Origin of the sequence: Xanthomonas hortorum pv. cynarae, assembly GCF_002939985.1 — a bacterium.
Lineage (GTDB): Bacteria > Pseudomonadota > Gammaproteobacteria > Xanthomonadales > Xanthomonadaceae > Xanthomonas > Xanthomonas hortorum_D.
This window is the reverse complement of sequence record NZ_MDFM01000001.1, coordinates 17,966-30,317: the sequence shown is the minus strand read 5'-3', so window position 1 is coordinate 30,317 and position 12,352 is coordinate 17,966. Positions and strand designations below refer to the sequence as shown.

Annotated in this window: 11 protein-coding genes; all 11 read left to right on the top strand. The window is 64.8% G+C overall.

Going from position 1 to position 12,352, the window contains the following annotated elements; genetic code table 11:
- Positions 1–3 precede the first annotated feature (3 nt).
- The 11 genes from lptD (at position 4) to XcyCFBP4188_RS00095 (ending at position 12,312) form a co-directional block, all read left to right on the top strand.
- Positions 4–2,433 (top strand): LPS-assembly protein LptD, encoded by a 2,430-nt coding sequence (gene lptD, locus XcyCFBP4188_RS00145; RefSeq protein ID WP_043909593.1) that lies wholly within the window; start codon positions 4–6, stop codon positions 2,431–2,433.
- Positions 2,430–3,830: a peptidylprolyl isomerase gene (locus XcyCFBP4188_RS00140; RefSeq protein WP_006451491.1), complete on the top strand. Its 1,401-nt coding sequence runs from the start codon at positions 2,430–2,432 to the stop codon at positions 3,828–3,830. Before lptD ends, XcyCFBP4188_RS00140 begins: the two co-directional genes overlap by 4 nt.
- Positions 3,831–3,834: 4 nt before the next feature.
- On the top strand, positions 3,835–4,803 hold the full coding sequence (gene pdxA, locus XcyCFBP4188_RS00135; RefSeq protein ID WP_104591462.1) for a 4-hydroxythreonine-4-phosphate dehydrogenase PdxA: 969 nt from the start codon (positions 3,835–3,837) through the stop codon (positions 4,801–4,803).
- Between the two features lie 105 nt (positions 4,804–4,908).
- Complete coding sequence (rsmA, locus tag XcyCFBP4188_RS00130) at positions 4,909–5,697, top strand: 16S rRNA (adenine(1518)-N(6)/adenine(1519)-N(6))-dimethyltransferase RsmA (protein WP_006451489.1); 789 nt, start codon at positions 4,909–4,911, stop codon at positions 5,695–5,697.
- A gap of 36 nt (positions 5,698–5,733) precedes the next feature.
- On the top strand, positions 5,734–6,117 hold the full coding sequence (apaG, locus tag XcyCFBP4188_RS00125; protein WP_006451488.1) for a Co2+/Mg2+ efflux protein ApaG: 384 nt from the start codon (positions 5,734–5,736) through the stop codon (positions 6,115–6,117).
- A gap of 28 nt (positions 6,118–6,145) precedes the next feature.
- Positions 6,146–7,102 (top strand): symmetrical bis(5'-nucleosyl)-tetraphosphatase, encoded by a 957-nt coding sequence (locus tag XcyCFBP4188_RS00120; RefSeq protein WP_006451487.1) that lies wholly within the window; start codon positions 6,146–6,148, stop codon positions 7,100–7,102.
- 596 nt (positions 7,103–7,698) lie between these two features.
- A complete protein-coding gene (gene msuE / locus XcyCFBP4188_RS00115) occupies positions 7,699–8,262 on the top strand; it encodes an FMN reductase (RefSeq protein ID WP_006451486.1) in 564 nt (187 codons plus the stop codon).
- 252 nt (positions 8,263–8,514) lie between these two features.
- Positions 8,515–9,678: an FMNH2-dependent alkanesulfonate monooxygenase gene (gene ssuD, locus XcyCFBP4188_RS00110; RefSeq protein ID WP_006451485.1), complete on the top strand. Its 1,164-nt coding sequence runs from the start codon at positions 8,515–8,517 to the stop codon at positions 9,676–9,678.
- An 11-nt stretch (positions 9,679–9,689) separates the two neighbouring features.
- Positions 9,690–10,694, top strand: coding sequence for an aliphatic sulfonate ABC transporter substrate-binding protein (locus XcyCFBP4188_RS00105; RefSeq protein ID WP_104591461.1), 1,005 nt, complete (start codon positions 9,690–9,692; stop codon positions 10,692–10,694).
- An 8-nt stretch (positions 10,695–10,702) separates the two neighbouring features.
- Positions 10,703–11,557, top strand: a complete 855-nt coding sequence (locus XcyCFBP4188_RS00100; protein WP_104591460.1) for an ABC transporter permease — start codon at positions 10,703–10,705, stop codon at positions 11,555–11,557.
- Positions 11,554–12,312: an ABC transporter ATP-binding protein gene (locus XcyCFBP4188_RS00095; protein ID WP_006451482.1), complete on the top strand. Its 759-nt coding sequence runs from the start codon at positions 11,554–11,556 to the stop codon at positions 12,310–12,312. The genes XcyCFBP4188_RS00100 and XcyCFBP4188_RS00095 overlap by 4 nt, the downstream gene beginning before the upstream one ends.
- The last annotated feature ends 40 nt before the right edge of the window (positions 12,313–12,352 follow it).

The window sequence follows — 12,352 nt, the reverse complement described above, 5'->3', positions numbered from 1 at the left end:
CGCGTGCGCCGAGTCCTTCGCCTGCTGCCCCTGCCTTTGAGCATTGCCATCTGCCTCCCGGCCATGGCTGCCGACAAGCCGCTGAACTGGGGATTGTGCCCTGCCGTGGACCCGCTTCCCGGTTTCGACGGCGCCCCGGCCGCCGATGCCAAGGCTGCCGAGATGCGCCAACAGCTGCCCACCGATATCGAAGGCGATCAGCTGTCCGGCACCAGCACCACCCCGCAATACCAGGGCAACGTGGCGCTCAAGCGCGGCGACCAGTTCCTGGGTGCGGACAACCTGCGCATGGACACCGAGACCGGCAATTACATCGCCGAAGGCAACGTGCGCTATCAGGACACTTCCTTCCGCATGGTCGCCGACCGCGCCGAAGGCAATCAGGATACCGACGCCCACAAGGTCAGCAACATCCAGTACCAGTTGGTGGATCGCCGCGGTAATGGCGCGGCGGAATCGGTGGACCTGCAGGGCCAGGTCGGGCAGATGCACCGCTCGACCTATACCACCTGCGATCCCTCGCAGCCGATATGGCGCGTTCGCGCGCCGGAGATCGACGTCGACAACGAAGAAGGCTTCGGTACCGCGCGCAACGCCGTGCTGCAGATCGGCAAGGTGCCGGTGCTGTACTTCCCGTGGTTCAAGTTTCCGATCGACGACCGCCGCATGACCGGCCTGCTGTTCCCGCAGTTCGGCCTGTCCGGCCGCAACGGCTTCGATTACCTGCAGCCGATCTACCTCAACCTGGCGCCGAATTACGACGCCACGCTGCTGCCGCGCTACATGAGCAAGCGCGGTTTCATGTTCGGTACCGAATTCCGTTATCTGTACGAGGGCGGCCGCGGCGAGATCACCGGCAACTATCTGCCCAACGACAAGTTGCGCGACAAGGACCGTGGCAGCGTCTTCTACAGCGGCTATCACAACGTCAACAAGTACTGGCAGGCGCGCAGCAGCATTGCCTGGGTCAGCGACACGCGCTATGTGGAGGACTTCACCAGCCGCATCAACGGCATGGGCTCGGCCTCCAGCTTGCAAAGCACCGTGGGCATCTACGGCACCGGCGAGACCTGGACCGCGGGCCTGATGGCAGACCGCTGGCAGCTGACCGACTACACGCTTGATGAGCAGTCACTGCCCTACAACCGGCAACCGCGTGCGTATTTCACCTGGGAGAAGCCGTTCGGCATTTTCGAAGCTGGCGTGTATGCGGAAGCGGTGCGCTTTACCCACGACGACTCTTACTTTGTCCAGCCCCCTAGGGACGGAAACACCAACGGCGACGACGGGGACGATTACGTCCGCACCAATATCCGTAACAAGGAATACGGCAGCGGCTCACGCCTGGATATCAAGCCTTACATCTCGATGCCTTTGTCAGGTGCGGCGTGGTTCCTGACGCCGACCGTGGCCTGGCGCTATACCACGTACCAGCTGGATTCGACGCTGGCCAACACGGCGCCGCTGACCGGCGATCGCTCGCCCTCACGCAGCCTCCCGATCGCCTCGGTGGATGCCGGTCTGTATTTCGACCGCGAGACCTCGCTGTTCGGCACCAACTATCTCAATACGTTGGAGCCGCGCATGTATTACCTGTACGTGCCCTACCGCGACCAGGACGACCTGCCGGTCTTCGATACGCGTCCGTTTACTTTCAGCTACGGCCAACTGTTCCGCGATTCGCGCTACACCGGTGCCGACCGCCAGAACGATGCCAACCAGTTGACCTTGGCGGTGACCTCGCGCTGGCTGCGCCAGGACGATGGTCGCGAGAAGTTGTCGTTGAGTGCAGGCCAGATCCTGTACTTCAACGATTCGCTGGTCACCATCAACAACAGCACCAACTCGGCGGCCGGTAGCGAGCAGACCATCGAACAGGGCAAGTCCGCCTGGGTGGCCGATGCCAACTACATGATCAACGATCGCTGGTCGATGGGCGCCACCTATCAGTGGAACCCCAACTCGCGCAAGGAAGATCTGGCCAGCCTGCGCACGCGTTATCTGCTCAACAACGACGGCGTCATCAACCTGGCATATCGCTACCGGCGCAACCTGATCGACGAAAGCGATCAGCTCAAGCAGGCTGATTTCTCGTTTCTGTATCCGATCAATCCCACCTGGAGCGCTGTCGGTCGTTATTACTACTCGCTGCTGGACCGCAAGCCGCTGGAAATCATCGGGGGCGTGCAGTGGGACAGCTGCTGTCTGGCCGTGCGTGGGCTGGTGCGCCGGTTCGTGCGCAACCGCAACGGCGAGATGGACAACTCCATCCAGGTGGAGTTCGTGCTGAAGGGCTTGAGCTCGTTCGGGCAGAACACGGACCGCACTTTGCGCCGTGCTATTCTCGGCTATTACCGCGACGACCTGTACTTGGTCCCGCCCAGCAACACCACGACTAATCCGGACGATTACGATCCGAACTTGATTCCATGACCAAGCCTTTCTCTGTGTTACTTGCCTCGCTGCTGGTGATCACCAGCACGGTTTCGCCGATGGCCTCGGCACAGCAATCCCAGCCACTGGATCGCATCGCTGCCATCGTGGACGAAGACGTGGTGCTGCAGAGCGAGCTCGATCGCGCTGTGCGCAACGTCAAGTCGCAGTACGCCGGCCGCGATAATCAGCTGCCGCCGGACGATGTCCTGCAGCGTCAGGTGCTCGAGCGTCTGGTGCTGGTCAAGTTGCAGGTTGGCCGCGCCGACAGCACCGGTATTCGCGTCAGCGATGAGGAGCTCAACCGGGCGATCGCCAGCATTGCGCAGCAGAACGGCACCACGGTGGATGGCTTGCGCCAGAAGCTGGCCGCCGATGGCATGGGCTATGGCGACTTCCGTGCCTCGGTGCGCGACGAAATCATCGTGCAGCGCCTGCGCCAGAGCTTTGCGCAGAGCCGCATCAGCGTGAGTGAAGGTGAAGTGGATACCGCGTTGGCCCAACAGGCCACCACCGGCAGCCAATATCACCTGGCGCACATTCTGGTCGGCCTGCCGGAAGGCGCCAACGCCGAACAGATCGCCACCGGCCAGAAAAAGGTCGATGGCGTGAAGGCACTGATCGACAAGGGCGAGCTGGATTTCTCGGCCGCTGCGGTGCGTTATTCGGACAGCCCGAATGCACTGGAAGGCGGCGACCTGGGCTGGCGCAGCCTGGACGAAATTCCCAACGCGTTCGCTCAGCTGATCCGCGACATGCAGCCTGGCCAGGTGGCCGGACCGCTGCGCGGCCCGAGCGGCTTTCAGCTGCTCAAGCTGGTGGAAATGCGTGACGCCAATGCCGGTGGCGAAAAGAAACTGGTCACTGAGTACAACGCACGCCACATTCTGGTACGTATCGGCGACAACCAGACCGAGGCGCAGGCCAAGGCCAAGATCGATACGCTGCGTGCGCGTATCACCGGTGGCGCCGACTTCCAGGCCACGGCGAAGGAGTCTTCCGAAGACACCAATAGCCGTGGTCAGGGTGGCGATCTGGGCTGGTTCCCGGCCGACGCGTTCGGCCCGGATTTCGGCAAGCAGGTCGAAGGCCTGGCAGACGGCGCAGTGTCCGAGCCGTTCCGCACTCAGGCGGGCTGGCATATCGTGCAGCGCGTCGGTAGCCGCCAGACCGATGTCAGTGCCGAGAGCCAGCGTGCGCAGATCCGTGAAACGATCGGCCGTCGCAAGCTGGAAGAAGAGTACAACCGCTACCTGCAGGAACTGCGCGGCGAAGCGTATGTGAGCTTCCGCACCGGCGACCGTGCCGATGGCGACGCCACTGCCGCTCCGGCCAAGCCGGCAGACCCTGCGGCGCCTTCCGCACCGACGCCGCCGCCGGCACAGCCGACGCGCTGATTCGATGCTCCCGTCGCTCGCGCTGGTGCCAGGCGAGCCGGCCGGGATCGGGCCGGAACTCTGTGTCCGGCTCGCCCAGCGGCCGCGCTCCGATGCGCACCTGATCGCCTACGCCGATCCCGATACCCTGCACAGCGCCGCAAAGGCGCTGTACTTGTCTGTGCGCCTGCTCGATCCGGATCAACCTGCGCGTGCACCCGGCGATCTGCCGTTGCATCCGATCCGCCAGGCCGTGGCAACCCGCTTCGGCACACCCGACCCTGCCAACGCGGCGGCGGTCATCGCCGGCCTGCGTGGCGCGGCCGGCGACTGTCTGTCCGGCAAGTTGCAGGGCATCGTCACCGGCCCGGTGCACAAGGCGGTGATCAATGCCGGCGGCATCCCTTATTCCGGCACCACCGAATTACTGGCCGAACAGGCCGGCTGCCCAGTGGTGATGATGCTGGCCAATGCGATCGTGCGGGTCGCGCTGGTGACCACGCATCTGCCGCTGCGCGCGGTGGCCGATGCGATCACTGCCGATACCGTTGCACGCTGCCTGCGTATCACTGCGGCGGCATTGCAGCGCGACTTCGGCCTGGAACACCCGCGTATCGCCGTGCTCGGCCTCAATCCGCATGCCGGCGAAGACGGGCATCTGGGCCGCGAGGAACTGGACATCATCATCCCGGTGCTGGAGCAACTGCGCGGCGAAGGCATGCAGCTGATCGGCCCGCTACCGGCCGACACCGCATTTTTGCCGCAGAAGCTCACCGGTTTCGATGCGGTGGTGGCGATGTATCACGACCAGGGCCTGCCGGTGCTCAAGTACAGCGGCTTCGAGCAGGCGGTGAATATCACGCTCGGCCTGCCCTACCCGCGCGTGGCGGTCGATCATGGCACCGCGCTGGAGCTGGCCGGGCGCGGGATTGCCGACCCGTCCAGCCTGATGGCCGCGACCGCCTTGTGCGCGCGATTGGCCGCACGCGGCTGAGCGATGCCTGATCGCGTGCGCATTTGCCCGCCGATCGCCCGTTAGATTCGTCAGGCAGTCAGAAACGACACCGATTGCATGCACTGGCTCCGTTAAACTGCGCACATGAATCATTCCTTCAGCGCTCCGGCCAAGAAGTCGCTTGGCCAGCACTTTCTTGCCGACCGGTATTACATCGACCGCATCGTGCAGGCAGTGGCTCCGCGCGCCGGCCAGCATCTGGTCGAAATCGGCCCTGGCCAGGGTGCGATCACCTTCCCGCTGCTGCGCAAGCACGGCGCGTTGACCGTGATCGAATTCGACCGCGACCTGATCGCGCCATTGACCGACGCCGCCGCACCGATCGGCGCGTTGAGCATCATCCATCGCGATGTGTTGAGCGTGGATTTCACCGCGCTGGCCAATGGCACGCCGATCCGGCTGGTCGGCAACCTGCCCTACAACATTTCCTCGCCGATCCTGTTCCATGCGCTGGACCATGCAGGCGCGGTGGCCGACATGCACTTCATGCTGCAAAAAGAAGTGGTCGACCGCATGGCCGCCGGCCCCGGCAGCAAGGTCTATGGCCGGCTGAGCGTGATGCTGCAGGCGTACTGCGAGGTCACCGCGTTGTTCGTGGTGCCGCCCGGGGCGTTCCGGCCGCCGCCCAAGGTGGACTCGGCGGTGGTGCGGCTGGTGCCGCGCGACCCGGCCACGGTGCTGATCAAGGACCGCCGGCGCTTTGCCGACGTGGTGCGCGCCGGCTTCGGGCAGCGCCGCAAGACCTTGCGCAATGCCCTGTCCGAGGTCTGCGAACCGGCGCATTTCGAGGCCGCGCAGGTGCGCCCGGATGCACGCGCCGAACAACTCGAGGTCGCGGATTTCATCCGTCTGGCCAATGTCGAGCTGGCTTGAGCGCCCCTCCCACATCGTTTTCCTTAGACTTTTCCCATGCAAGATGATCCGCGCTATCGGGTCGAGGTCGAGGTGTCGCCCCGCTTCCTCGCTCATCAATCGACCCCGGAAGAAGGCCGCTATGCCTTCGCCTACAGCATCCGCATCCAGAACGCGGGCGCGCTGCCCGCGCGCCTGATCGCGCGCCATTGGCAGATCACCGATGCCAACGGACGCACCGAGCGGGTGGATGGCGAAGGCGTGGTCGGCGAGCAGCCATGGCTGCGCCCGGGTGAGGCCTTCAACTACACCTCCGGCGTGCTGCTGGAAACCGAGCAGGGACAGATGCAAGGTCACTACGACATGGTGGCCGACGATGGCACCGAATTCACCGCCCCGATCGCCGCCTTCGTGCTGAGCGTACCCAGGACGCTGCACTGATGGATGTTGCAATGATGGAGCGCACGCGATGAGCGTCTGGGCAATTGGCGACCTGCAGGGTTGCTACGACATCACCCAGCGCTTGCTGGAAAAAATCAATTTCGATCCCGCGCAAGACACGTTGTGGTTCTGCGGCGATCTGGTCAACCGCGGCGGTCAATCGCTGGAAACGCTGCGGCTGGTGCATTCGCTGCGCGCGCATAGCGTGGTGGTGCTGGGCAACCACGATCTCTCGCTGCTGGCGATCGGCGCGCGTTCGGAAGAAGAACAGCGCAAGGTCAATCCGGATCTGCTGCGCATCGTGCTGGCCGAAGATCGCGACGTGCTGCTGGACTGGCTGCGCATGCAGAAACTGGCGCATGTAGACCGCGCGTTGGGCTGGATGATGATCCATGCCGGGCTGGCACCGAAGTGGACCACACAACTGGCCGAGAGGCATGCGCGCGAAGTCGAGCAGCAATTGCAGGGCGGCGGCTATCGCAAACTGCTGCGCAACATGTACGGCGATCAGCCGGGCTGGTCGCCGGGCTTGAGCGGTTACGACCGCAGCCGCGCGATCATCAACCTGTTCACGCGCATGCGCTACTGCACCCCGCGCGGGCGCATCGCCACCGACGACAAGGGCACGCCGGGCACGCAGGCGCAGGGTCTGTATCCGTGGTTCGAAGTGCCGGGCCGGGTGGAGCGCGATCTGAAGATCGTCTGCGGGCATTGGTCCGCGCTTGGACTGACCATCACCCAGGGCGTGCACGCCATCGATACCGGTGCGGTGTGGGGCGGCAAGCTCACCGCCTTGCAGCTGGATACCGACGAACTGCGCGTGGTGCAGGTGCCCGGCATTCCGATCACGCACCCGCCGCAGGCAGCGCAGCGCGCACGACCACCGCGTCGTCGGCAACGCCAGCGTGGTGGCGGTGGCGACACCGCGAACGCGAACGCAAGTTCCACCACGGCCCCCAACACGCCCCCGCCCGCCGCAGAGTGAAAAGCGGGATTGCTCGGCGTGCTGGTTGCAGCATGCCGAGCGTTTGCTTGGTGGCAGCGTGCCGGCGTTATCGTGGCGCTGCTACCTGACTGGAATGCTTGCGCTCTCGGCTTCCAGCACGCCTGCATGCCGAGATACGTTGCGACTGGAAGTAGTCGGCTGCTTCGATGAAATGCAGGAATCCGCAAAGCCAATGCCCTGCCAACGACGCAACGTTCGGCGAACTGCGGCGGAGTTTCGATCAGGTTCGCAGCGCAACCTGCTGAGTTAATCGTTCTCCACCCACATTCGGTCTGCACTTATCTCCGCAGGCAGTTTCGTCATGCCATCGGCATCATGAGTGGCGATGGAAAGATCGATAAAACACGGCAAATGACGCGTTTTTCATAAAGTCATTCTCAAATCTGATAAGCCATCAGCGCATTTGAAGGTAGCGTGCATTGCCATGTCTGCCAGTGTGCAGTCAGATGGGATGCCACGCTGTCGATACAGAAAACAGTGCCGACGCACTGCTCTTTACCTTGCAGCAACACTGTTGTTATCCGGATGGCACGGATTTACGTGACTGCCCGATACCGCCACCACAGGACTCTTGCATGCGCACTCCGTTGAATGTCGTTGCCGTTTCCGGCGGCACCTCGCGCCCTTCTCGCAGCCTTGCGTTGGCTGAGGCAACGCTTGCCGAACTTGCGCGACGACTGCCGATCAAACCCAGCATTCTCCAACTCGGCGATATCGCCCGGCCGCTGGGCGCGGCGCTGTGGCGCAGCGAATTGGATGAGACGACCGAACAGGCGTTACGCCAGATCGAATCGGCCGACCTGCTGCTGGTCGTCGCGCCGGTGTATCGCGGCTCCTATCCCGGCCTGCTCAAGCATCTGTTCGATCTGATCGACATCAACGCGCTGATCGACACACCGATCCTGCTCGCGGCCACCGGCGGCAGCGAGCGGCATGCACTGGTGATCGACCATCAACTGCGCCCGCTGTTCGCCTTCTTCCAAGCATTGACCTTGCCGATCGGCATCTACGCCACCGAGACCGATTTCCAGGAGTACCGCGTGGTCAATCCGGCCCTGCGTCAACGCATCGAACTGGCCGCCGAACGCGCCGCAGGCGTACTCGGCGCCCGCGCCGACGCGCTGCGGCGTATTGCCTGAGCAAATCCTGCATGCGCAAGTGCGAGCTCTGTTAGATCAGCCGTTTATTAAGTCCCCGCGCACGCAATGACGGACTATTTCTGCAAAGAACTCGCTTAGCACACGTACGCATAGATGCGATGGCTCCCGCAACGAATTGGCCCGTTCTACTCCCCACACGGATGTGCGGCTCCTGCGACGGACTCGCCCGATCTAATCCCCGCACATGGATGTGCGGGCTCCTGCGAGGAACTCGCACAAAAGAGACCAACCATGGACATGTTCTGGTTCATTCCCACCCACGGCGACAGCCGCTATCTGGGCACCAGCGCCGGCGCACGCCAGGTCAGCGCCGAGTATGTGACCCAGGTGGCCGTTGCGGCCGACACGCTGGGCTACGACGGTGTGCTGATTCCCACCGGGCGTTCCTGCGAAGACCCCTGGGTGGTCGCGTCCAGTCTGATCAACGCCACACGCCGGCTGAAGTTTCTGGTCGCGCTGCGCCCTGGCCTGATGGCGCCAGCGCTGGCCGCACGCATGGCCGCCAGTTTCGATCGGCTGTCCGGCGGGCGCCTGCTGGTGAACCTGGTCACCGGCGGCGACCGTGGCGAGCTGGAAGGCGATGGCGTGTTTCTCGACCACGCCGAGCGCTATGAAGCCTCGGCAGAATTCATCCGCATCTGGCGCGAGATCATCGCCCACAGCCACGCAGGCGACAGCTACGACTTCGACGGCAAACATCTGCAGGTCAAGGCGGCCAAGCTGCTGTATCCCACCGTGCAGCAGCCGTATCCGCCGGTGTGGTTCGGCGGTTCTTCCGATGCTGCGCACGAGTTGGCCGCCGAACAGGTCGATACCTATCTCACCTGGGGCGAGCCGCCCGAAGCGGTGGCGGAAAAGATCGCCTCGGTGCGCAGCAAGGCCGCCGCACTTGGGCGCTCGCTCACCTTCGGCATCCGCCTGCATGTGATCGTGCGTGAGACCGATGAACAAGCGTGGGCAGCAGCGGAGTCGCTGATCAGTCACCTGGACGATGACACCGTAGAGCGTGCCCAGAGCGCCTTCGCACGCATGGACTCGGTGGGCCAGCGGCGCATGGCCGCGCTGCACAGCAGCGGTCAGCGCCGCACCCGCGCCGATCTGGAAGTCAGCCCGAATCTGTGGGCCGGCGTCGGCCTGGTGCGTGGCGGGGCCGGCACCGCGCTGGTCGGCGACCCGCAGACCGTGGCCAAGCGCATCGAGGAATACGCAGCGCTCGGCATCGACACCTTCATCTTCTCCGGCTATCCGCATCTGGAGGAGGCCTACCGCTTCGCCGAGCTGGTGTTCCCGCTGCTGCCGCGCGCGCTCAAGCAGAAGCTGCCCGGGCAGGCCCTGAGCGGGCCCTTCGGCGAGGTCATCGCCAACACCATCGTGCCGCGCGCTGCGGCGCGCTGACTGGAGCATTTATGAAGCGCCGCAACCTGCTGAAATTCGGAACCCTCGCCGGCGTCGCGCTCGGCACCTCGCCGCTGTTGTCGCGCGCCGCCCTTGCGCAAGCCAACGGTGCGGTTCCCAAACAACTGCGCCTGGACTACGCCTACTACTCGCCGACCTCGCTGGTGCTCAAGCACTTCGGCTGGCTGGAACAAGCGCTCAAGGCGCAGGGCACGCAGGTCAAATGGGTGCTGTCGGCCGGCAGCAATCGCGCGCTGGAATACCTGGGCGGCAACAGCATCGACTTCGGCAGCACCGCCGGCCTGGCCTCGCTGCTGGCGCGCGCCAACGGCAATCCGATCAAGGCTGTGTACATCTACTCGCGCCCCGAATGGATCGCGCTGGCGGTGGGCAAGAACTCGCCTATCCGGCAACTGACCGAACTCAAAGGCAAACGCATCGCCGCCACCAAGGGCACCGACGCCTACCTGTTCCTGCTGCGCGCGCTGCGGCAGGCGGGGTTGAGCAAGAACGCGGTGGAGATCGTCCATCTGCAGCATCCCGACGGGCGCACCGCGCTCGAACGCGGCGATGTGGACGCGTGGTCCGGCCTGGACCCGCACCTCGCCGCGAGCCAGATCGAGGCCGGCACGCGATTGATCTACCGCAACGTCGCCTTCAATTCCCGTGGTTTCTTGAATGTCAGCGAGACCTTCGCGGCCGCTTACCCCGATCAGATTCCGCTGGTGATCCAGGCCTACGAAAAAGCGCGCAAATGGGCGATCGCCCACCCCGACGAACTTGCTGCGCTGATCGCCACCGAGGCCCGGTTGTCACTCCAGGTCGCCACGCTACAGCTGCAGCGCACCGACCTGCGCAATCCGGTGATTGGCCCCGAAGAGCGGGCGGCGCTGCAGAGCGCGGCGCCCATCCTGCTGGAAGAAGGCCTGGTCCGGCCCGGCACCGACCTGACCAAGGTGCTGGCCGCACTGATCGATCCCAGTTACGCCACACGCGCACGTGTGGCGCAGGGCTGAGCGCGGCGATGAACGACACCTCCTTGCGCGTTGCGCGCAGCTTATCGACCACGGCGCCGGCGCGACTGCGACTCAGACTGCCGGCCAGCAGCCTCGGCTGGCTGTTGCCATTGAGCTTCTTCGGCGCGCTCGAAATCGCCTCGGCGCTCGGCTGGACACCGCGCTACCTGCTGCCGCCGCCAAGCCAGATCCTGACCACGCTGGCAGACGAGGCCGGCCGCGGGCTGGCTAGCCATATCGGCGCCAGCGTGTTGCGGGTGCTGGCCGGCTTCGCCATCGGCGCCGGCCTGGGCTTGCTGATCGGCGTCGGGGTTGGACTGAGCCGCTGGCTGGAACAGCTGATCGACCCCAGCTTCCAGGCGCTGCGCGCAGTGCCCAGCCTGGCCTGGGTGCCGTTGCTATTGCTGTGGATGGGTATCGACGAGGCGCCGAAGATCACCCTGATCGCCATCGGCGCGTTCTTCCCGGTGTATCTGGGCGTGGTCAGCGGCCTGCGCCAGGTCGACCGCACGCTGGTGGAACTGGGCGAAAGCTACGGCCTGTCCAAACCGCGCCTGGTGCGGCGGATCCTGCTGCCGGCGGCGCTGCCGTCCATCTTCACCGGGCTGCGCACCAGCCTGAGTCTGGCCTGGATGTTTCTGGTGGCGGCCGAATTGATTGCCGCCACGCGCGGGCTGGGCTATCTGCTGAGCGACGGGCGCGAAACCTCGCGGCCGGATATCGTGATCGGTGCGATCGTGCTGCTGGCCCTGCTCGGCAAACTCAGCGACAGCGTGCTCAAGGCGATCGAATCGCGCACCTTGCGCTGGCGCGACAATCTGCAGAACCGCAGCGTGCCTGGCCATGCAGGAAACCACACGTGAGCAGCACCGGTCTGCAGCTGCGCATCGCCGGCAAGCAGTTCGGCGCACGCCAGGTGCTGCGCGACATCGAGCTGCAGGTGGCACCGGGCGAGATTGTCAGCCTGATCGGCGCCAGCGGTTGCGGCAAAAGCACCCTGCTGCGCATCGTGGCCGGTCTGGAACGCGATTACGCCGGCGAGGTGGTGCTGGATGGCGCGCGCGTGCGCGGGGTCGACCGGCGCATCGGTTTCATCTTCCAGGAACCGCGCCTGCTGCCGTGGCTGGACGTGGCCGCCAATGTTGCCTTTGCCGACGATTCGGATCTGTCGCCAGCGGCGGCGCGGCAATCTCCACGCGTGCAGCAGTTGCTGGGCGAAGTCGGCCTGCTCGACTACGCGAGCGCGCTGCCCAAGCAACTTTCCGGCGGCCAGGCGCAACGCGTGGCGCTGGCCCGTGGGCTGTACCGGCAACCGCGCGTGCTGCTGCTCGACGAGCCCTTCAGCGCGGTGGATGCGTTCACCCGCATCAAGCTGCAGGACCTGCTGCTGCGTCTGGCCGGCGAACATGCGTTCAGCGTGTTGCTGGTCACCCATGACATCGAAGAGGCGGTCTACCTGAGCGACCGTGCGATTGTCATCGGCGGCCAGCCCGGATCGATTGCGCATGCACTGCAGCTGGACACGCCGCGTCCACGCGACCGTCAGGCCGACGAACCGGCACTGCGTCACGCCCGCCAGACCCTGCTCGCGGCGCTGCACGACATCCATGTGTTTTGAAGATGATCAGGCGCGAGAGCGGCCGTCAGCCGGGCTTGGA

Excerpts from the sequence above, each read along its gene's own strand:
- XcyCFBP4188_RS00140 (WP_006451491.1), top strand. The coding sequence starts at position 2,430 with ATGACCAAGCCTTTCTCTGTGTTACTTGCCTCGCTGCTGGTGATCACC.
- pdxA (WP_104591462.1), top strand. The coding sequence starts at position 3,835 with ATGCTCCCGTCGCTCGCGCTGGTGCCAGGCGAGCCGGCCGGGATCGGG.
- rsmA (WP_006451489.1), top strand. The coding sequence starts at position 4,909 with ATGAATCATTCCTTCAGCGCTCCGGCCAAGAAGTCGCTTGGCCAGCAC.
- apaG (WP_006451488.1), top strand. The coding sequence starts at position 5,734 with ATGCAAGATGATCCGCGCTATCGGGTCGAGGTCGAGGTGTCGCCCCGC.
- XcyCFBP4188_RS00120 (WP_006451487.1), top strand. The coding sequence starts at position 6,146 with ATGAGCGTCTGGGCAATTGGCGACCTGCAGGGTTGCTACGACATCACC.
- msuE (WP_006451486.1), top strand. The coding sequence starts at position 7,699 with ATGCGCACTCCGTTGAATGTCGTTGCCGTTTCCGGCGGCACCTCGCGC.
- ssuD (WP_006451485.1), top strand. The coding sequence starts at position 8,515 with ATGGACATGTTCTGGTTCATTCCCACCCACGGCGACAGCCGCTATCTG.
- XcyCFBP4188_RS00105 (WP_104591461.1), top strand. The coding sequence starts at position 9,690 with ATGAAGCGCCGCAACCTGCTGAAATTCGGAACCCTCGCCGGCGTCGCG.
- XcyCFBP4188_RS00100 (WP_104591460.1), top strand. The coding sequence starts at position 10,703 with ATGAACGACACCTCCTTGCGCGTTGCGCGCAGCTTATCGACCACGGCG.